Below are 18002 nucleotides of genomic sequence, written 5' to 3'. Positions count from 1 at the left end.
CCCCAATCGCTGCCTAGCATCCGCGCCTGAGATCAGCGCGGGGGGCGACTGTCTGGCCTGGAGTTAACATGCGTTTGCGACCGATCCTTGCTGTTGGACTGACTCTGGTTTTCGGAGCCCAACTGCCATGGGGGTCACCAGGGCCATTGGCCCAGGAGGAAAGTGCGGAGTCGCCGCCCATGCCCCGCCCGCGGCCACAGCGTGAGGGCGGCAGTGGGCCAGCCGCGCCGGGCAGCACGCCCGCCACGGCCGCCATCAATGCGCTGACATCCGCACCCCAGCCCGTTTCGCTCACTGCCAAGATCACTCAGGACGGGGCAGTCGTTCCCAACGGGCTGGTTTGGCGCATCTTCGAACCCACGCCGGACGCCAGCGGGGAGCTTCCCCTGGTCGCCAAATCCGATGAAGGCACGGCCAAGCTGGAACTGGCGCCCGGAGATTACGTGGTCCACATCGCTTATGGCCGGGCTCAGATCAGCGACACGGTGACGGTTGTTGCCGGTCCCAACGAAAAAAGCTTTGTGCTCGATGCCGGTGCCTTGCGGCTCAATGCTGCAGTGACGGGGGACATCCCGATCCCACCCGACTTGCTGCGGTTCGACATCTTCCTCGAAGAAGCCACCGGCAGCGTGCCCATCGCGGAGGGCCTGACGCCCAACGACATTGTAACGCTCAATTCCGGCACCTACCACGTGGTGTCCCATTTCGGCACGATCAATGCCGAAGTCCGGGCCGATCTTCGGGTGGAGCCCGGCCAACTCACCGACGCAACGCTTTATCATCATGCCAGTCAGGTTGCCTTCAAGCTGGTGTCCGAGCCGGGCGGCGAAGCCATTGCTGACGTGGAATGGACGGTGAAAAACTCGGATGGCGCCACCCTCTTTACTGATCTGGGCGCCTTTCCCTCCACCGTCCTGTCCGCTGGCGACTACGTCGTGCTCGCAAAGATCGGCGACAAGGTGTTTGACCGCGCCTTCCAGGTGCAACCGGGATCAGCCCAAGACATCGAAGTGCTGACAGCGGTCACCAGCCGCCCAAGCTAGGGTGTTCGGGCGCGACTTGCCGGCACGGGGTTTGTCTGCCGGCCAGCCTATAGTATGCAGTGGGGGCCGAGTGGCGAGGAGATCCCCAATGTTGTTTTGTGACCGACCCCATCGCGGCCTCGCCGCTCTTGTCACCGCCTGCATGCTCACCGTCGCTCTGCCGGTTGGAGCCGCCTGGGCGCAAAAGATCAAGAACCCGGCGCCGGAGGTGTCCCAGCCAGCTCCGGCGGAGGTAACCACGACCCAGCAGGTCGAGATCGATACGATCGAGGCGGTGGACTCCAATCTTGATGAAGCCACGTTGCGCGAGATTTTCAGCGGCAATATCGCCGACAATGCCGAAGCGCTGGCGTCGCTGTCCGCCACCAGCATTACCATCCCGGCCATCAATGTCCGGATCGAAACCACAAGTGGCGACAACGACGCCACGCAAAGCACAGTCGTATTTAATGATCTGGTGCTCACTGATGTCGTGAATGGCGTTGCCGCAACCGTGTCGCTTGGCGGCACAACTGTAGAGAGCGAAGACGAGGGCAGTGCCCAGATGGGCGCCATGACGGCGGCGACGCTCGACATCGGCGCGGTGCTCGGTCTTTACGGACTGGTCCAGACCAATCCTTCAAATGAGCTGACGCCGCTTTACACCAATTTCAACTTTGAGGGCGGCTCGTTTAAAGCCCCCGAAGTCAGCTGCACCATGGGCCCGATCACCATGGCCGAAGTGAAGGGCCGGCCGCTCCGCCATTCCATGGCCGAATTCATGGCCCTCTCCAGTGCGCTCGACGATGAGGATGAGGACGACGAGACCCCCTCGCCAGAACTGATGGGCGCGGCCTTGCGTATGTATGCCGACATCTTCACCGCCTTTGAAACCTCCCCTGCCCAGTTCGGCGGTTTTGATTGCAACGGCGTCGATGACGAAGACCGCCCGCTTACGGTCGGGGTCAAGAGCATGAGCATGGCCGGGCTGTCCCCCGGCATCTATCCCGAGATCACCATTGAGGGCATGACCATTGCGGTTGAAGGCGATGGCCACTTCGAAATGGGCCGCGCGGTCTTCAAGCAGATCGACCTCGCTGGCCCGATTGCCGCCATCGAAGCGGCGCCCGAGGCGATCGACCAAGCTTGGCTTGATGCCAATGCGCGGGCGCTGGTGCCCGCCTTTACCGGCTTCTCGCTTGAACAGATCAGCGTCGATGTGCCCGATCCTGAAGACAGCTCCGTGCGCATCAAGGGCAGCCTGGGCGCGTTCGACCTGGCCCTGGCCGAATACCGCAACGGCATTCCCACCGATTTCCTGATGTCGGCGACCAATCTAGCCTTCGCCTTGCCGGAAGACACGAGCGACCCGCAGTTGGCCCAACTGCGCGCGCTGGGTGTCACCGACATCGATGCCGGCTTCAAGATCGCCGCGGCCTGGAACGAAGCCACGAGCAGCATCGACATCAACGAGATCTCGGTGACCGGGGCGGATTTGGCGACTATCGTCATGACGGGCACCCTTACCAATGCCACCGCCGCGCTGTTTGACCTGGACGCGGATACGGCGCTCGCCGCCGGCATGGAACTGGCCGTCGGCAAGCTCAATGTCGATGTGAGCGATCAGGGGCTCACCGACATCATCTTTGCCGCCGTTGCCGCTGAGCAGGGCACCCAACCAGAAGCGCTCCGGCCAATCTTTGCCGGGCTGGCCGAGGGCACGATCGTGGGGCTGCTCGCCGGCGCCGCTGATGCACAAAATGTCGGGCGCGCCATCAACACCTTTGTCAGCGGCCAAGCCAAGAACCTCAATATCGATGTGGTGGCCAAGGAGCCGGGCGGCGTCAGCGTCGTGGACTTCATGGCGGCCGAAGAGGACCCCAAGGTTCTGATCGACAAGGTGACAATCAAGGCCACCGCCCAATAAGGTCAGGCTCAATCCAGCGCCGCCGGCAAACCACAGTCGGCGGCGTTGCCTTACTCAGCGTCTGGCCGAGTGTTGCGTAGCTGTTTGGTGGCGGAGCGGATCGACTTGCCTTCTAGTCGGCGCCGCTTGGAAGCCAGCGTTGGGCGCGTGGCCACCCGGGGCTTTGGCACATGAGCGCCAGCCACCAACAGCCCAACCAGCCGCTCCAGCGCATCGGCGCGGTTCATCGGCTGGTCCCGGTGGCTGTTGGCGGTGATGACGATCACGCCGTTCTTGGTCAGGCGCTTGCCCGCCAGCGCCGCTACCCGCCGCTTCATGCCTTCGGGAATGGAGGGGGAGTTGGCTAGGTCAAAGCGCAGCTGTACCGCGCTCGAGACCTTGTTGACGTTCTGTCCGCCGGGCCCGGCCGCACGCACGAAGGTCTCCTCTATCTCACCGGGATCGATCGAGATTGAGCGGGTGATGGGGATCGGATCGGCCATGCCCGCTTCCTCGGCTTAGCGCTTCAGCCGACCGGCAAAGATGATTTCGCCTTCATGGACGGTGAGGCCCTTGATCGTGGCCTTGAAGCGGTTGGGGTGCCCCTCGGCAGGAACAACCCAACCCTTCTTTTCCATGCCGGCAAAGACCTTCTCGCCGATATCCTTGAAGTCATCGGGGCCAAGAATGTTGTCTTCGCCCAGATGCGTCAGCGCCTTGAGTTCGCGGTTGGACGGACGTTGCGGCACGGTTCAGGCGGCCTTTTGCTGGAGGTCGGGCGGGGTCGCTTCCGCCATCAGCGCCACGATGGCGTCCATGGCCGGCATGACCTTTTGCCCTTCGGTGCCGAGTCGGCGCACGGAAACCGTATCCTCCTCGGCCTCGCGCTTGCCCACCACGAACATGAGCGGCACCTTGCCCACGGAGTGCTCGCGCACCTTGTAGTTGATCTTTTCGTTGCGCGTATCAAGTTCGGCCCGGATGCCCGCTTCGCGTAGCTGGCGCACCAGCTTTTCGGCGTAATCGTCCGCTTCCGAAACGATGGTGGCGACCACGACCTGGGTCGGAGCCAGCCACATCGGCATCTTGCCGGCATAGTTCTCGATCAGCATGCCGATGAAGCGCTCGAGCGAACCAAGGATCGCCCGGTGCAGCATCACCGCATATTGGCGCGAGCCGTCTTCGGCGATGTAGGTGGCACCCAGCCGCTCGGGCAGCACATAATCGAGCTGCAGCGTGCCGACCTGCCAGGAGCGCCCGATCGCGTCCTTGAGGTGGAATTCGAGCTTGGGCGCATAGAACGCCCCCTCGCCTTCGGCGATCTCGAAATCATAGCCGGTGGCGCGCAGCGCATCGCCCAGCGCCTTTTCGGCCGCATCCCAGCGCTCGATCGTGCCGCCGAACTTTTCGGGGCGCGTGGCGAGTTTGATCACCACATTGTCGAAGCCCATATGCGCATAAACCGAATACAGCAGATGCACGAAGTGCTCGGTTTCGCTCTGAATCTGGTCTTCGCGGCAGAAGATATGGGCGTCGTCCTGCGTCATCTGCCGAACGCGCATCAGGCCATGCAGCGCGCCATGGGCCTCGTTGCGGTGACAGCAGCCGAATTCGGCCATGCGTAGCGGCAGATCGCGATAGCTCTTGATGCCCTGGTTGAAGATCTGCACGTGGGCCGGGCAGTTCATGGGCTTGAGCGCCATGAGGTCGCCCTTGCCCGACAGCACCGGACCTTCTTCCTCAGTGCCAGGCACTTCATCGGGCACCACGAACATGTTCTCGCGGTACTTGCCCCAGTGGCCCGACATTTCCCAAAACTTCGAGCTCATCAGCTGCGGGGTCTTTACCTCCACATAGCCCGAGGAATTAAGGCGCCGGCGGATATAGGCTTCCATCTGGTTGTAGAGCACATAGCCGCGCGGATGCCAGAACACCGAACCCTGCGCTTCGGGCTGGAAATGGTAGAGGTCCATTTCCTGACCGATCTTGCGGTGGTCGCGCTTTTCGGCCTCCTCCATCATGTGGAGATAGGCTTCCAGCTCATCCTTGGTGGCAAAGGCCGTGCCGTAAATGCGGCTCAGCACCGGGTTATTGCTGTCGCCACGCCAATAAGCGCCGGCCACCTTGGTCAGCTTGAAGGCGCTGCCGACATCCTTGGTCGAGCGCATATGCGGGCCACGGCACAGATCGATCCACTGCCCCTGCTTGTACATCTTGAGCGACTGATCGGCCGGAATGGCATCCACCAGCTCGACCTTGAAGTTCTCGCCGCGCGCGTTGAAAAAGGCCTTGGCCTGGTCGCGCGTCCAGATTTCCTTCGTAAAGGCAGCACCGCGATCGATGATTTCAGCCATCTTCTTTTCGATGGCGGGGAAATCGTCTTCGCTGAACGGCTCGTCGCGCTTGAAGTCGTAGTAAAAGCCGTTCTCGATCACCGGGCCGATCGTCACTTGCGTGTCGGGCCACAATTCCTGCACGGCTTCGGCCAGCACGTGGGCGGCGTCGTGGCGGATCAGCTCCAGCACATCCTTGGAGCCGCTGTCGCGCGTCACGAACTCGATGCGGCCATCGGCTTCGAGCGGATCGCTGAGATCGCTCAACACGCCGTTCCAGCGCATTGCCACCGTCTTTTTCGCGAGGCTCTTGGAGATACCCTCGACGATCTCGGTGCCGGTGGTGCCGCGCGCAAAATCGCGAGCTGCACCATCGGGGAACGTCACCTTGATCGTCATTGTTTCTCTCCAGAAATGGGTTCATGCCGCGCTGTTCGCGGCAAGGCGGGCCTATCTAGCACGCTTTGCGTTTATTGCCACCTGAGCACACCAAAAACTCGGTGCCGCCTCGACTTCCAGGTGCTAGCGCCAGCGGCCATAGCGCCAGGGCTGCCACCAGCGCCCCTCCTCCGGCAAAGCCTCAGGCACCGGATCATAGCCATGGGTGCCACCGGGCCGGCAGCGGCTCCAGCGCGCCAGTCCCATCCAGCCGCCCGGCCAAAACCCGAAGCGCCAGATCGCCTCGCCGGTATATTCCGAACAGCTCGGCAAATGCCGGCAGGTTCGCCCGACAAAGGCCGACAGCGTGTAGCGATAGATGGTGATCAGCAGCACCGCCACCAGCTTGAACGGCAGGTCGATGGCGCGCCAGAACGCTTGGGCGGACGGCTTCATTTGGGCTCGGTCTTGCCTTCGATGGTGTCGAGCGCTTCCGCCACGGCGTCGAACACCAGAAGGGTCGAAGCGTGCCGCGCCTTGTAGTCACGCACGGGCAGCAGATAGCCCAGATCGCTCCACTTGCCGGCGGGACCCGTCCCTTCAGCCTGCAGCATCGCGTACATCTGCGCCCGCAACTCACGAAACGCACTGACATCTGTGCCCACGATTTCGCGCGCCACCACCGCCGCAGAGGTCTGCCCCAGGGCGCAGGCGGAGAGATGATGGCCGTAGCCGGTGATCACCCCGTCCGTCACCTCGATGTCCACCTCGATGAGCGAACCGCAGACGCGGCTGACCTTGCGCGCCGAAGCATGGGGCTGCGCCAGGCGCCCCGGCTGGACAGCATTGGCCGCCAGATCGAGAATACGCTCGGAATAGAGATCGCTAAGTTCCATCAACCACGAAATTCTGTTTCTTGTGAGAGCCCGCCGCTCCCTCTATATAGGAGCGCGCATGCCTTGTAACAGGCGCGGTATCATCTGAACCGGTCACTTTCCCGCTCAGCCCGCCTGCTTGCCGGCCGCTACCGGAGCCGCCATGGACGCTCTATCGAAAACCGCCGTTCCCGTTGCCCCCTTTCCGGCGCCCGTGCGCCGTCCCACCCAAGAGGAAGCGGAAGCGGCCGTGCGCACGCTGATCGCCTGGGCCGGCGACGACCCCAACCGCGAAGGCCTCTTGGAAACGCCCAGCCGCGTGGCCAAAGCCTATCGCGAGTTCTACTCCGGCTACGAGCAGGACGCCGCCGAGATCTTGTCCACGACCTTCCGCGATATCAGCGGCTATGACGACATAGTCCTTCTGCGCGATATCCCGTTCCACTCCCATTGCGAGCACCACATGGTGCCCTTTGTCGGCAAGGCCCATATCGCCTATCTGCCCGTTGACGGGGTGGTTGGACTTTCCAAGCTGGCTCGCCTGGTTGATGTGTTCGCGCGTCGCCTGCAGACGCAGGAAGCAATGACGGCGCAGATCATCGACGCCATCACAGCCAGCCTTACGCCCCGCGGAGCCGCCGTGATGCTCGAAGCCGAGCATATGTGCATGTCCATGCGCGGCGTGCGGGCCCATGATGTCACCACGGTCACCCATCGCTTCACCGGCGTGTTTGCCGAGGACCGGGTGGAGCGTGACCGGTTTTTTGCGATGGTAACGCGACGCTGACCGGTTGGCAAAGCCGCCAGGTGCAGGATAAACCAGCCCCATGAACATTACCTTTGCCGATCCCGCGAGCCTGTCCCCTACCGAACTGGAGGAAGGCACCGCCTTTGCTCCCCGGTTCGATGCCAATGGCCTCATCACCGTTGTCACCGTGGAAGCGGGCAGCAATGCCGTGCTGATGCTGGCCCATATGAACAAGGAAGCCCTGCGGCTAACGTTGGAAACCGGCATCGCCCATTACTGGTCGCGCTCGCGCAACGCGCTTTGGAAAAAGGGCGAAACCTCGGGCGAGCTGCAGCAGGTCACCGAGCTGCGACTCGATTGCGACCAGGACGCCATCGCCCTTACCGTTGAGCAGACCGGCCGCGGCGCTGCCTGCCATACCGGCCGCCAGAGCTGCTTTTACCGGCGCGTCGTGCTCAACGAAGGCGAGCTGATGCTTGAAGATGACGGCTCGCCGCGCCTCTTTAATCCCGACGAAGTCTACGGCTAAGGCCGCCGCTCAAACAAACCGACCATCAACAGACCGGCAAAAAAGCCACCAAGGTGGGCCTGCCAGGCAATGCCCACATTGGTGCCGGTCAGCATGGGCAGGAGCGGCACCGCCGCATTGAGCACCACCCAGATCAGCACGAACATCCGGGCCCGCTTGTCGCGGAACAGCTCGGGCAGGCTCGCCAGCCGGCGCCCGAGAATCACCTGCTCGCCGGTTTCGGGATCCACCCCTACCAGCACCGGCTGGAAGAAGAATCGCACTGCCGCGCCGGTGAGCCCCGCCACGCCACCTGAAGCCCCGATGAGATAAGCCCCGTTCCACAGTGTGGTGGCGGCAAAGGCCGCCGCACCGGCGATCGAGGACACGCAAAAGATCAGCAGCATCGGCACGGCGCCATAGCGGCGCGCGACCGGGGTGCCGAAGATCGCGAGCCAGGCCACGTTGACCAGCAAATGGTCCCAGCTGCCATGCAGGAATGCATGGGTCAGCGGGGTCCAGAGCAGCGGCACACCGAGGCTGGGGTCATCAAAGGCGGCAGCGATTCGCAGCGGCAGAAACCCACCCCAGAAGATCAGCTGATTCCACCCGTCGGGGTTAAGGATCAAGGTTGACGCCAGGTGAATGGCAACCAGCACGCCACAGAGCGCCGTCACCGAACCTGGCAGCAAGAAAACCGGTTCGCGCCCGGCAGCACCGGCCTCACCGGCTGGGGGGCCTTGTTCGGCCATGTGATCTCTCCGACTCTCAGGCGCACTGCCCGTTTGCGCTTCTTTATCCACAATCGGGTGGGCGCGTTAACCTTAAGCTTTGATTAATGGCGCAATTGTCGAGCCATTTTGCCATGGTTGAGATGCGGCGAAAGCGTTCCATGGGGGGAATGCGCGCCCATTCCGCAACTGGGTCGACCATGCAAAAAACGAGCACCAAAACGCTCTATGATTATTGGAACAAGCTGCGGGGTTCCCGCAGCGCTCCAGACCGCAAGGATATTGACCCGGCCCGCATTCGCGATGCCCTGGGCAACACCTTCATCCTTGAACTGGACGAGAACGACAAATTCTCGTTCCGCCTTGCTGGTTCCCATCTGTGCAACAGCTATTGCCGCGAACTCAAGGGCCGCTCCTTTTCCGCCCTCTGGCATGAACGCGATCAGGATGCGCTCGATACCCTCCTGCGTGCGGTGACCGAAGACCATGCGGTGGCGCTGGTAACCTTCAGCGGCACCACGGCAATCCACACCAAGGCCAGCTTTGAAACTATCCTGATGCCGTTGCGGCACAATGGCTCCACCCATACCCGCCTCTTGGGCGCCATGACGGCCGTCAATGAGCCCTATTGGCTGGGCGTGCAGCCGATCATCGAGCAGCGCATTTCCGGCCTGCGGTTGATCTGGCCCGATGATGTGGCGCTGGAGGAAACCGTCAGAGATGTATCAGTGCAGGTGGTGGGCGAGCGCAGCTATTCCGCCTCGGCGCCAATGCCCGCCACCGTTTATGGCCGCTCCGCCCGCCGCTACGCCCATCTGGCGGTGATCGACGGCGGTCGTGGTAAGTAAGGCCTTGCCGCGGAACCTCCAGAAACACGCCGATCTGCGCGTCTTTGGCGCCCAAATTCTTACAACTGTTTAACCAAAGCTCGATAGGTTTGCGTGGATAACGCTCACCATCGGTCTGGCGCATGCTCAGCGACGCAATACCTTCTCCGCGCTTCATCGCCCCGGCCCGCACGCGTGCCGAGCCCATTCAATTCCAGCGCGTCAAGGTTTCCGTCCTTGGCCGCTATATGCTGGCGGACCGCCGCGAGTTCCCCTGCCAGATCCTTGAGATGTCGCCCGGCGACGCGGTGGTCGTCGCGCCCATCAGTGGCGTTGTGGGGGAAAAGGTCATTGCGTATGTGGACCTTGTTGGTCGCATCGAAGGCACCATTCTCGCCCAGATCGATGGTGGGTTCTGCATGAACATCGCCGCCTCGCCGCGCAAGCGCGACAAGATGGCGGCCCAGCTGACCTGGCTCGCCAACAAGGAACTGCTGAACCTGCCTGAAGATCGCCGCCACGAACGTGTGGTGCCCGATATCCGCCATTCCAGCGTCGTGCTGGATGATGGCCGACGCTATAACTGCAAGATCATCGACATCTCACTCTCGGGCGCCGCGGTGGAGCTGGATGTGCGCCCCGCCTTGGGCACGCCGATTACGCTGGGCCGCATGCGCGCTCGCGTCGTGCGCCATTTCCAGAACGGGGTTGCGGTGGAGTTCGCCTCTGCCCAGGAAATGCTGACGGTGGTACAACAAAACCTGCGGATGAACTGACGCCGAAACTTCGGTGCACCCCGGCGCGTTCGCTTACCCAGAAGCGGAGCGCGCGATGGCAGACGATCTGACACAAGACAGCAAACTGACCCGCACCAAGGCGAAATGGGCCGCCGAGGGTCGCTTCATCACGGGCCGCACCAGCCGCCCCGAGGATAGCCGCTTGCCTCCAGGCCAGCACCTGGTCAAGAACTGGCCGGTGCTTGATCTGGGGATCGAGCCTCCCATCAATCTGACCAACTGGAAGCTCGACGTCACCGGGCTCGTGGATCGGCTGACCACACTGGATTGGAACGGCTTCATGGCCCTGCCCCAGGTGAACCCAGTTTCAGACATCCATTGCGTCACCACCTGGTCGCGCTACGACAACCACTGGCAAGGCGTTTCCACTCAGGAGTTGGCGGCGCAGGTCGGGTTGCAGCCCGAAGCGCAGTTCGTTCACCTGTTCAGTAATGACGGCTACACCACCAACTTGCCCGTCGCCGATTTCCTGGTGGAAGATGCGGTTCTGGCCCATAGCTGGGAAGGCACCCCGCTGACCGCCGAGCATGGTGGCCCGATGCGCCTCGTCGTGCCCCATCTTTATTTCTGGAAAAGCGCCAAATGGTTGCGCCGGATCGAATTTGCGGCCACAGACCAGCCTGGCTTTTGGGAAACGCGCGGCTATCACAACCACGGCGACCCGTGGCGTGAACAACGCTATTCCTGACCAGCTCACTATGGCAACCGCCACCCGTCTCCCTTGATAGGTTACGATGACATGGATCAGCCCGACCGAGCCTCCAAGCGGAGCGGCTTTACACGCCTGCGCTCGACGCTGCGCGTCTTGTATCACGGTCAGTCGCCAGCGGCGGTTCGCTTTCAGTACCTTGTGCTGGTGGTGGACCTCGCGATCATCGGCTTTTTCATCGCCTCTCCCCTGATCCGCGATCAGGATGCCTTTCTGTGGCTGGATTATTCCATCGCCGCCTTGCTGGGGCTGGACATCATCGCCCGCGCGCTTGCCACCAACAACTTTACCCGTTGGCTGCGCCAATTGCCGGTGATTATCGACATCTTCATCCTGCTGACGCTCTTGGCGCCGACCTGGTTCTTCAATCTGGGGTTCCTGCGCATCATGCGCCTGTGGACCTTGACCCGCAGCACCGTCTTCTGGCGGCCGCTCCGCAAGCGGGGATTGGCCCAATATCAGGAAACCATCCAGGCGGTGATCAACCTGCTGGTGTTCCTGTTTGTGGTCACTGGCTTTGTTTACACCGTGTTTGCCGGCCGGGGCGGCGGGATCGCCGGCTATGTGGACGCGCTTTATTTCACCGTCACCACGATCACGACCACGGGCTTTGGCGATATCACCCTGCCCGGCACGACGGGAAAGCTCGTTTCCATCGTCATCATGTTCGTCGGTATCTCATTGTTCGTGCGCCTGGCGCAGGCGATCTTTCGCCCCAACAAGGTGCATTTCCCCTGTCCGCAATGCGGGCTGCAGCGGCACGATCCCGATGCGGTTCACTGCAAGGCTTGCGGGCATATTCTTAACATCCCCGACAGTGGCCACTTCTGACCTAGGCTGGCTGTTGTTCGGGTAGCTGGGCGGCAATGGTGACCCCTGCGGCTTCCAGCGCCAGCCGCACCGCCTTGCCCAGTTCCACCGCCCCGGGCGTGTCGCCATGCAGGCAGATCGAGCGCGCTGACGAGGTCAGCACTGTTCCATCAATGGCGACGATCTCGCCGGCCAGGGCCAGCCGCAGGCAACGCGTGATTACGGCGTCCGACTCATGGATCACCGCTCCAGCCTCCGAGCGCGACATCAGCATCCCTGCAGGCGTATAGGCACGGTCCGCATAGGCTTCCCGAATCAGGGGCAAACCAAGCCCCTCGGCGGCGCGCACCTGTTGGCTGTTGTCGAGCGCCAGCACTGCCAGTTGAGGGTCCGTTGCTTTGATCGCCCTGAACACCTGCGTTGCAAGCTCAAGGTCTTCCGCGGTCTGGTTGGCCAGTGCGCCATGCAGTTTCACATAGGCCAGTTCAGCGCCCACATCCTCGGCAACGGAGCGGATCAGCTGCATCTGCGTGCTGATCTGGCCGAGCAGCTGCTCGGCGGAAATATCCATCCGGAAGCGGCCAAACCGCGCCGGATCAGCATAGCCGGGATGAGCCCCAGCCCTGATTCCCCGCGCCTTGCACAGCTCCAGGACATGGCGGATGGTGGTCGCATCCCCCGCATGGCCGCCACAGGCGATCGAAGCACTCGAGACGATCGCGAGCAGCGCATCATCACCGCCCATGCCTTCGCCAAGATCGGCATTGAGATCAATCGAGATCATGGCGTTTCTCCGCGCAGCAAACGATGGGCATGTTCGACAGTGACCGGTTGGAATGCAATTGTGGTTCCGGGGCGCTGTTGCGCGAACCGATCCAGATCGGCCGAGATTACCGTCGCAATGCGAGGATAGCCGCCCGTGGGCTGATGATCGCGCATCAGCACGATCGGCGTGCCATCGCCCAGGATCTGGATATCGCCCGGAACAGTCGCGTCAGACACCAGCGATAGCGCACCCGCACCGGCAAAAACCCTCTCGGCATCGCGCAAGCGCACGCCCATTCGGTCCATTTGTGGGCTCACCTCGAAGCGTCCTGCAACAAAGGCCTGCCGTGTTTGGGGCGAGAACAGGTCGGCATGGATGCCCCAGACCACACGAAAGGCGCTCTCGGCGGGCACTGGTCTTGACCGCTGCAGTCTCGGTGCACCGCTGGCGCCCGCTCCAAGCTCCAAGCGATCACCGGCCTGCAGCGGCCGCCCGGCCAATCCCCCCAATTGCGCGCGGCTGTTGGTAGCTAGGCTACCCAGCACTGCCGGCAGTTGCAGGTCTCCATCGAAGCGAAGATAGCCGTAATTCCCCGCACCACCGGGCGTGATCGCCAGCCGGTCGCCCGCTTGCAGCAACACCGTTCCGGGCCAATTCACCGGTTCGCCATTGTGACGCACCGTAAAAGCACCGCCGGCAAAGCCGATGCGGCAGGAGCCGGCAGTCGCGGCCAGTTCGAGCCCCGCCATGGTGAACTCGATGCCCCCAAGCGCTTGGACGCCCAACATGTCCGCTGCCAACGCAAACCCAGCCGTGTCCATTGGTCCCGACGCACTGATCCCGCTGGCCAACAATCCAGAGCGGCCCTCGTCCTGAATGGTCGTGAGCGGCCCCGCCCGGAGAATCGTAATGGTGGCGCTCACGCTTGGGCCTCGAACTGAATCGCGTCGCCAGCCGCAAGCCGCGTTGGCGCTGCGGCGGCGGGGTCGAAATTGCGAAACTCGGTGCGGCCAATCACGTGCCAGCCCGTCGGGATTTCCGTGGCGGCAATGGCGGTCTGCCCGGCCGCAAACAGCACGCTACCGGCGGGCACGGCGCGCCGCACTGCCGTGCGCCGCGGCAGCACCAGTTCGGAGCCGTGAAAACCACAATACACAAAGCCCGGCGCGAAACCGGTCGCCAGCACCCGCAGTGGTGCCCGGTTATGGGCTTGCACAAAGGCGTCCGCCTCCATGCCGAGCAGCGCCGCCACCTCTGGCAGGTCGGGGCCAGCCGCGCCGCCGAAGCGCACCTTGATCTTGTGCTGCTCCCCTGACTCCGCTGCATTGTCCAACCCGGCCAGCCGCAACCGCAGTTCACCGGCCAGCTGCCCCGCGTCGGTGAGCGCGGGATCATACCGCACCAGCACCGACACCAGATTGGGCGTGATTTCGACTACCCCTGGCACAGGCTGCCACCCAAGCAGGCGCGCCAGCGCTACCGCAGCATTGTTGGCGCTTTCGCTTAAGCTCGTGGCAAAGCGCACCAGCACTGCCGCGTCACCGAGCGGCAAGATAGTGGGCTTGACCCGTGGCAGGCCTGCGTCAGACATGGCGCACAAAGTCCCTGATTGGCGATGGTCCCGCCTTAGCAGAACCATTTGCCGATCGCTACCTGAGCGCCCGATCGCGCGGCGTGGTCAGTGGTGAGGGCTGGAAGTGGGAGAGCTAGTTGGGATCTCGGCCCTCCTGTTCGACAACTGCATCAAAGAGCTGGCGGGCTTGCCCTGCCCCGATGGCCTCGATGGCCACGGCTGCAATAGCGGCAAACAGCTCGGCAATTTCCTGGGGGTCGGTGATTTCCGCGTCGTCGTCCTCTGCGTCGGCGTTTATTAGAGTGAACATACGCGCCTCCAAAGTAGCCAATGAAGGGAGTGTGCTTCGATTCATGTTACAGAATAAATAATGCAAATTCGCCGATGAGGGCGCATAGGCCGGTTGCCAGCAAGGTCAGCCAGACTTACTCTTCGCCCGCATCGAGCTTGTCGAGATAAGCCTCGATATCGGCCAGGGTCGCGGTGAACGGCAGCGGGTCGTGCCCGTAGACCACGTTGAAGCTCTCGTCGTCGCGCAGCGCATGGCCGCCCTTGCCCATTTTGGCGGTGAGCTTTTCGGCCGTCAGAATGGTCAGCCCGTGCCGTCCGGCAACCCGCCGCAGCCGGCGCATGATCGATGCATCAAAGTCGCGTCTGCTCACGTGATCCTCGGCGTGTTGGTTCGCGCCGTCCTACTACTGCAGGCCCCGCCGGGGCAAGACGAGACTTGCCGGCAGGGGCGAGTCGGCTTGTCCCTGCCCTCAGGACCGACCGTCGCCAGCGCCGCAAGGTTATCCGCTGCGCAGCCTCCGTATGAGCACGGATATCCACCGGCCTAGCGAGGTTTCCGTACGTATTGGGCGATTCTTGTTGCCCGTTAATCTTCCATTTACCCCATCCGGAGGCGCAGCGACAGCTGATCGAGGCGCATCACTTTGGGCAGTGGATCCACATTGTTGCGAGAAAGCGTCCTCGTTGTTGTTCCCACGCTGAACGAAGCCCGGCACATCGCCGATGTGCTTGCCTCGCTCCTTGCTGACCCTCTCGCCGCGGCAATGACCATTGTGGTGGCCGATGGTGGCAGCACCGACGAAACCGCGGCCATTGTCCGGCAGATCGCTCAAGCCGCCCCGCAAGTACACCTGATCCGCAATACCCGGCGGCTGCAAAGTGCCGGCGTCAACCTCGCCGCTCGCCTCTTCGGGCAGGACTGCCGCTTTCTAGTGCGCATCGATGCCCACGCCGCCTATCCGCGTGATTATGTGAGCCAGCTCGTTGCCATTCAACGGCAGACCCAAGCCAATTCGGTCGTGGTGAGCATGAAAGCGGTGGGGCAAGCGCCCCTGCAGATCGCCATCGCCGAAGCGCAGAACTCGATCTATGGCACTGGCGGCGCCGCGCATCGCAGCATCTCGGGCGGCAAATGGGTGGAGCATGGGCATCATGCCTTGTTCCTCCTCGACGATTTCCTCGCCGTTGGCGGCTACAACGAGACCTTGAGCCACAACGAAGACGCCGAACTCGATCTGCGCCTCACCACCACAGGGCGGCGCCTTTATCTCGCGCCCCTCACCATCGAGTATTTCCCCCGCGATTCCCTTGATCGTCTCTGGCGGCAATACTTCAATTTCGGTCGCGGCCGGGCGCGTACGGCGCTGATGCACCGCCAGCCGCCCAATGCGCGGCGCTGGCTGGTCATCCTGCTGCTGCCCGCCCTTGGCCTGGCGCTATTCACATCGGCCACGCCGCTCGCGGCGCTGCCGCTGTTGGGCTGGGCTGGGGTGATTGTGGTTTTTGCCAGCCGCTGGTCCAGCCACCATGGCGTTTTCCATGGCATCACGGCGGCGCTCGCCGGCGCCATCATGCAACTGGCCTGGTCGGCGGGCTTCCATGCCCAATTGTTGCTGAGCCTGCCCGGCACCATGCTGCCCCGGCAGGGTGCTGCGCCACCAGCCGAGCCGCGCTGACCTTTGCGCCTTGCTATATGGGCCTGCGCGCAGCTAGACTCACCTAGGCTCCAGATGTCTTCGGCGATCCGCTCCCATGAAAGTTCCTTTCAGCATGTTCCAGACCCGCTCGCCCGAGCGCGACAAGGAGCAGGACCGTGCGCGCATCGAGCGGATGCGCCGCGCCGTTGCAGGCGAGCTGCAAGCGGCGATCAATGAACGCGATGGCCTGACGCGGCGCCGCGAGCGCGATTACGCCGTCGCGGCGACCTCCTTGTCACAGCTGGGCGAGTTCGGTGAACGCTCCGCCGCCGACGAGCAGTCCATCTCCGAGCTCGAACGCAATGCCGAGCGCGCCAATACCCGCATCAAGAACCTCACCATCCAGATCGAATCGATCCGCAAACTGCTGGCCGGGATCAACGAGCTGGACAATTTGCCCAGCCAGTAAAATTCAAGTCGTTTCAGTCGCGAGGCCAGTCTGCCCCGCCTACCTGACGCTGGAATAGCCCCCAACCACGCCCTTGGGTGAATAAACCACCTGCCAGAGTTGGGTATAGCGCGCCCTGAATGTGGCGGCGAAGCTCAACAGGTAATAGCGCCACATCCGATAGAAGCGGTCGCCATACTTGTCCTTGAGACTGGGCCAGGCTGCCTCAAAGTTTTCGTACCAAGCCAGCAGGGTCCGGTCGTAATCCGCCCCGAAATTGTGCCAATCTTCCATGATGAAGAGGCCCTCGCTGGCTTCACTGATCTGTTTTTGCGACGGCAGCATGCCATTGGGAAAGATGTACTTTTCGCTCCATGGATCGCCATGCGACTGGGTGAGATTGCCGCCGATAGTGTGCAGTACGAACAGGCCATCATCGGCGAGCAACTCCCGCACCTTTTCCATATAGGGGCGATAGTTCTTGTAGCCCACATGCTCGAACATGCCGATCGAGATGATGCGGTCAAACTTTCCCTCGAGCGCCATATAGTCCATCAGCCGGGTTTCGACCGGCAAGCCCTCGGAGTGGCTATTGGCCCAACTCGCCTGCTCCTTGGAGATGGTTACCCCCACACCCTCAACACCGTAGCGCTCGGCGGCGAACTTCAGGAACCCGCCCCAGCCCGAGCCGATATCGAGAATGCGCATACCCGGCTCCAGCCCTGCCTTGCGGCAGATGAGGTCGAGCTTAGCTTCCTGCGCCTCAGCAAGAGTGGTGGCGTTCTTCCAGTAGCCGCAGGAATAGATCATGCGTGGATCGAGCATGGCAGCGTAAAGATCGTTGCCGATGTCATAATGCCGCTCCCCCACTTCTTGCACCTTCAGGCGCTGCAGGTTGAGGATGCGGCCCTTTAGCATGCTCCACATCAGGGCAAAGTCGATCGGCAGCTTGGCTTTGACGTTGTTCACCAGCAGTCGGTAGATGAACTGATCGAGCGCCGCAGCGTCCCACCACCCCTCCATATAGGCCTCGCCGAGGCCGAGCGTGCCTTGCAGCATCACCCGGTCAAACAGCTTTTCGTCGTAAACGGTGACATCGAAGGGTCGCTGCCCTCCCACCTGGATGTCGTGTTGCTGCAGAAGATCGGAGATGAAGGTTTTGTTCCGCATACCCATTTGGCCACATCGCGCACATGTTGGACAAAGCAAAGGGGCGCGCCATGCCGGGGACCGAAGGCCCGAGGCCGTGCGTGCATCATGGGGATGCTATGCCGCTCTTTGAGGGGGCGCAATGATATATCGCAAGATACCGATGGTTAAGATTCGGGCACACAAATCGGGCCATTGCTGCGGGATTTCCGCCCCTTCGGTGGCAATGGGAAGGTGTTTGGGATCCCGGCGCCGCAGCGGGCAAGTTCGACGCCGACTTGATCTGTCGGGCGCAACATGCGGCAGCAGGGATGTGAAGGAGTGGTACCACCTCTCGGGATCGAACCGAGGACCTCTAGATCCACAATCTAGCGCTCTAACCAACTGAGCTAAGGCGGCAATGGGCCTGTCCGGGTACATCGCCAAGCGAGTCCCGAAAGCGCGCGATACATAGGTCGACTTGTCGCTGATGACAAGCGCTCTTTTGCAGCTTA

Annotated in this window: 22 protein-coding genes and 1 tRNA gene; 10 read left to right on the top strand and 13 right to left on the bottom strand. The window is 62.4% G+C overall.

Features of this window, described 5'->3' with window-relative positions:
• The first annotated feature begins 179 nt into the window (after positions 1-179).
• Together ELX51_RS06885 and ELX51_RS06880 are read left to right on the top strand one after the other, a co-directional pair.
• Entirely contained in the window at positions 180-1043 is an 864-nt protein-coding gene (locus ELX51_RS06885; RefSeq protein WP_127752827.1) for a hypothetical protein, read from the top strand.
• A gap of 88 nt (positions 1044-1131) precedes the next feature.
• Positions 1132-2949 carry a hypothetical protein gene (locus tag ELX51_RS06880; protein ID WP_127752826.1) on the top strand — a complete coding sequence of 606 codons (1818 nt, stop codon included), beginning with the start codon at positions 1132-1134 and terminating at the stop codon, positions 2947-2949.
• 50 nt (positions 2950-2999) lie between these two features.
• Here ELX51_RS06880 and arfB read toward each other — a convergent pair whose 3' ends face one another.
• From arfB to ELX51_RS06855, 5 genes are all read right to left on the bottom strand, one after another.
• On the bottom strand, positions 3000-3431 hold the full coding sequence (gene arfB, locus ELX51_RS06875) for an alternative ribosome rescue aminoacyl-tRNA hydrolase ArfB (RefSeq protein ID WP_127752825.1): 432 nt from the start codon (positions 3429-3431) through the stop codon (positions 3000-3002).
• A 15-nt stretch (positions 3432-3446) separates the two neighbouring features.
• On the bottom strand, positions 3447-3677 hold the full coding sequence (locus ELX51_RS06870; RefSeq protein ID WP_127752824.1) for a hypothetical protein: 231 nt from the start codon (positions 3675-3677) through the stop codon (positions 3447-3449).
• Between the two features lie 3 nt (positions 3678-3680).
• Positions 3681-5660 (bottom strand): threonine--tRNA ligase, encoded by a 1980-nt coding sequence (gene thrS / locus ELX51_RS06865; protein ID WP_127752823.1) that lies wholly within the window; start codon positions 5658-5660, stop codon positions 3681-3683.
• Positions 5661-5783: 123 nt separating this feature from the next.
• A complete protein-coding gene (gene yidD / locus ELX51_RS06860) occupies positions 5784-6095 on the bottom strand; it encodes a membrane protein insertion efficiency factor YidD (protein ID WP_127752822.1) in 312 nt (103 codons plus the stop codon).
• Positions 6092-6535: an iron-sulfur cluster assembly scaffold protein gene (locus ELX51_RS06855; protein WP_127752821.1), complete on the bottom strand. Its 444-nt coding sequence runs from the start codon at positions 6533-6535 to the stop codon at positions 6092-6094. The genes yidD and ELX51_RS06855 overlap by 4 nt, the downstream gene beginning before the upstream one ends.
• A 142-nt stretch (positions 6536-6677) precedes the next feature.
• Between ELX51_RS06855 and folE the strand changes: the two genes are divergently transcribed.
• Together folE and hisI are read left to right on the top strand one after the other, a co-directional pair.
• Complete coding sequence (folE, locus tag ELX51_RS06850; protein WP_127752820.1) at positions 6678-7301, top strand: GTP cyclohydrolase I FolE; 624 nt, start codon at positions 6678-6680, stop codon at positions 7299-7301.
• A gap of 40 nt (positions 7302-7341) precedes the next feature.
• The gene (gene hisI, locus ELX51_RS06845) at positions 7342-7791 is read left to right on the top strand and encodes a phosphoribosyl-AMP cyclohydrolase (protein ID WP_127752819.1); all 450 of its coding nucleotides are present in this window, start codon (positions 7342-7344) and stop codon (positions 7789-7791) included.
• Here hisI and ELX51_RS06840 read toward each other — a convergent pair.
• Positions 7788-8522 (bottom strand): rhomboid family intramembrane serine protease, encoded by a 735-nt coding sequence (locus ELX51_RS06840; RefSeq protein WP_127752818.1) that lies wholly within the window; start codon positions 8520-8522, stop codon positions 7788-7790. The genes hisI and ELX51_RS06840 overlap by 4 nt on opposite strands.
• Positions 8523-8701: 179 nt before the next feature.
• Here ELX51_RS06840 and ELX51_RS06835 point away from each other — a divergent pair, with 179 nt between their 5' ends.
• The 4 genes from ELX51_RS06835 (at position 8702) to ELX51_RS06820 (ending at position 11665) form a co-directional block, all read left to right on the top strand.
• A complete protein-coding gene (locus ELX51_RS06835) occupies positions 8702-9349 on the top strand; it encodes a PAS domain-containing protein (RefSeq protein ID WP_164854785.1) in 648 nt (215 codons plus the stop codon).
• 122 nt (positions 9350-9471) lie between these two features.
• The gene (locus tag ELX51_RS06830) at positions 9472-10104 is read left to right on the top strand and encodes a PilZ domain-containing protein (RefSeq protein ID WP_127752816.1); all 633 of its coding nucleotides are present in this window, start codon (positions 9472-9474) and stop codon (positions 10102-10104) included.
• Between the two features lie 55 nt (positions 10105-10159).
• Positions 10160-10813, top strand: coding sequence for a sulfite oxidase-like oxidoreductase (locus ELX51_RS06825; RefSeq protein ID WP_127752815.1), 654 nt, complete (start codon positions 10160-10162; stop codon positions 10811-10813).
• Positions 10814-10864: 51 nt separating this feature from the next.
• Entirely contained in the window at positions 10865-11665 is an 801-nt protein-coding gene (locus ELX51_RS06820; RefSeq protein ID WP_127752814.1) for an ion channel, read from the top strand.
• A gap of 1 nt (position 11666) precedes the next feature.
• Here ELX51_RS06820 and ELX51_RS06815 read toward each other — a convergent pair whose 3' ends face one another.
• The 5 genes from ELX51_RS06815 to ELX51_RS06800 form a co-directional block, all read right to left on the bottom strand.
• Complete coding sequence (locus ELX51_RS06815) at positions 11667-12428, bottom strand: 5-oxoprolinase subunit PxpA (protein WP_127752813.1); 762 nt, start codon at positions 12426-12428, stop codon at positions 11667-11669.
• Complete coding sequence (locus tag ELX51_RS06810) at positions 12425-13198, bottom strand: biotin-dependent carboxyltransferase family protein (protein WP_248305271.1); 774 nt, start codon at positions 13196-13198, stop codon at positions 12425-12427. The genes ELX51_RS06815 and ELX51_RS06810 overlap by 4 nt, the downstream gene beginning before the upstream one ends.
• 131 nt (positions 13199-13329) lie before the next feature.
• Positions 13330-14001: an allophanate hydrolase subunit 1 gene (locus tag ELX51_RS06805; protein ID WP_164854784.1), complete on the bottom strand. Its 672-nt coding sequence runs from the start codon at positions 13999-14001 to the stop codon at positions 13330-13332.
• Positions 14002-14116: 115 nt separating this feature from the next.
• Entirely contained in the window at positions 14117-14293 is a 177-nt protein-coding gene (locus tag ELX51_RS20000) for a hypothetical protein (protein WP_164854783.1), read from the bottom strand.
• 115 nt (positions 14294-14408) lie between these two features.
• Complete coding sequence (locus ELX51_RS06800) at positions 14409-14645, bottom strand: hypothetical protein (RefSeq protein ID WP_127752810.1); 237 nt, start codon at positions 14643-14645, stop codon at positions 14409-14411.
• A 291-nt stretch (positions 14646-14936) separates the two neighbouring features.
• On the opposite strand from ELX51_RS06800, the gene ELX51_RS06795 reads away from it, so the two are divergent.
• Together ELX51_RS06795 and ELX51_RS06790 are read left to right on the top strand one after the other, a co-directional pair.
• Positions 14937-15950 (top strand): glycosyltransferase family 2 protein, encoded by a 1014-nt coding sequence (locus ELX51_RS06795; protein WP_127752809.1) that lies wholly within the window; start codon positions 14937-14939, stop codon positions 15948-15950.
• 76 nt (positions 15951-16026) lie between these two features.
• Positions 16027-16380, top strand: coding sequence for a hypothetical protein (locus tag ELX51_RS06790; protein ID WP_127752808.1), 354 nt, complete (start codon positions 16027-16029; stop codon positions 16378-16380).
• Positions 16381-16419: 39 nt separating this feature from the next.
• Here ELX51_RS06790 and cfa read toward each other — a convergent pair whose 3' ends face one another.
• Positions 16420-17535: a cyclopropane fatty acyl phospholipid synthase gene (gene cfa, locus ELX51_RS06785; RefSeq protein ID WP_127752807.1), complete on the bottom strand. Its 1116-nt coding sequence runs from the start codon at positions 17533-17535 to the stop codon at positions 16420-16422.
• Positions 17536-17830: 295 nt separating this feature from the next.
• Positions 17831-17907, bottom strand: a tRNA-His gene (locus ELX51_RS06780).
• Between the last annotated feature and the right edge of the window lie 95 nt (positions 17908-18002).

Origin of the sequence: Devosia sp. 1566 (assembly GCF_004005995.1) — a bacterium.
In the GTDB taxonomy this organism is placed as follows: Bacteria; Pseudomonadota; Alphaproteobacteria; order Rhizobiales; family Devosiaceae; genus Devosia.
The sequence above is the reverse complement of the archived record's forward strand: the minus strand, read 5'-3'. Positions and strand labels throughout refer to the sequence as shown.

What these genes read in the sequence shown, in the direction of transcription:
- thrS (WP_127752823.1), bottom strand. Translation starts at nt 5,660, where the DNA reads ATGACGATCAAGGTGACGTTCCCCGATGGTGCAGCTCGCGATTTTGCG.
- ELX51_RS20000 (WP_164854783.1), bottom strand. Translation starts at nt 14,293, where the DNA reads ATGTTCACTCTAATAAACGCCGACGCAGAGGACGACGACGCGGAAATC.
- hisI (WP_127752819.1), top strand. Translation starts at nt 7,342, where the DNA reads ATGAACATTACCTTTGCCGATCCCGCGAGCCTGTCCCCTACCGAACTG.
- folE (WP_127752820.1), top strand. Translation starts at nt 6,678, where the DNA reads ATGGACGCTCTATCGAAAACCGCCGTTCCCGTTGCCCCCTTTCCGGCG.
- arfB (WP_127752825.1), bottom strand. Translation starts at nt 3,431, where the DNA reads ATGGCCGATCCGATCCCCATCACCCGCTCAATCTCGATCGATCCCGGT.
- yidD (WP_127752822.1), bottom strand. Translation starts at nt 6,095, where the DNA reads ATGAAGCCGTCCGCCCAAGCGTTCTGGCGCGCCATCGACCTGCCGTTC.
- ELX51_RS06810 (WP_248305271.1), bottom strand. Translation starts at nt 13,198, where the DNA reads ATGTTGGGCGTCCAAGCGCTTGGGGGCATCGAGTTCACCATGGCGGGG.
- ELX51_RS06855 (WP_127752821.1), bottom strand. Translation starts at nt 6,535, where the DNA reads ATGGAACTTAGCGATCTCTATTCCGAGCGTATTCTCGATCTGGCGGCC.
- ELX51_RS06805 (WP_164854784.1), bottom strand. Translation starts at nt 14,001, where the DNA reads ATGTCTGACGCAGGCCTGCCACGGGTCAAGCCCACTATCTTGCCGCTC.
- ELX51_RS06885 (WP_127752827.1), top strand. Translation starts at nt 180, where the DNA reads ATGCCCCGCCCGCGGCCACAGCGTGAGGGCGGCAGTGGGCCAGCCGCG.
- cfa (WP_127752807.1), bottom strand. Translation starts at nt 17,535, where the DNA reads ATGGGTATGCGGAACAAAACCTTCATCTCCGATCTTCTGCAGCAACAC.
- ELX51_RS06820 (WP_127752814.1), top strand. Translation starts at nt 10,865, where the DNA reads ATGGATCAGCCCGACCGAGCCTCCAAGCGGAGCGGCTTTACACGCCTG.
- ELX51_RS06815 (WP_127752813.1), bottom strand. Translation starts at nt 12,428, where the DNA reads ATGATCTCGATTGATCTCAATGCCGATCTTGGCGAAGGCATGGGCGGT.
- ELX51_RS06880 (WP_127752826.1), top strand. Translation starts at nt 1,132, where the DNA reads ATGTTGTTTTGTGACCGACCCCATCGCGGCCTCGCCGCTCTTGTCACC.
- ELX51_RS06830 (WP_127752816.1), top strand. Translation starts at nt 9,472, where the DNA reads ATGCTCAGCGACGCAATACCTTCTCCGCGCTTCATCGCCCCGGCCCGC.
- ELX51_RS06790 (WP_127752808.1), top strand. Translation starts at nt 16,027, where the DNA reads ATGAAAGTTCCTTTCAGCATGTTCCAGACCCGCTCGCCCGAGCGCGAC.
- ELX51_RS06840 (WP_127752818.1), bottom strand. Translation starts at nt 8,522, where the DNA reads ATGGCCGAACAAGGCCCCCCAGCCGGTGAGGCCGGTGCTGCCGGGCGC.
- ELX51_RS06835 (WP_164854785.1), top strand. Translation starts at nt 8,702, where the DNA reads ATGCAAAAAACGAGCACCAAAACGCTCTATGATTATTGGAACAAGCTG.
- ELX51_RS06825 (WP_127752815.1), top strand. Translation starts at nt 10,160, where the DNA reads ATGGCAGACGATCTGACACAAGACAGCAAACTGACCCGCACCAAGGCG.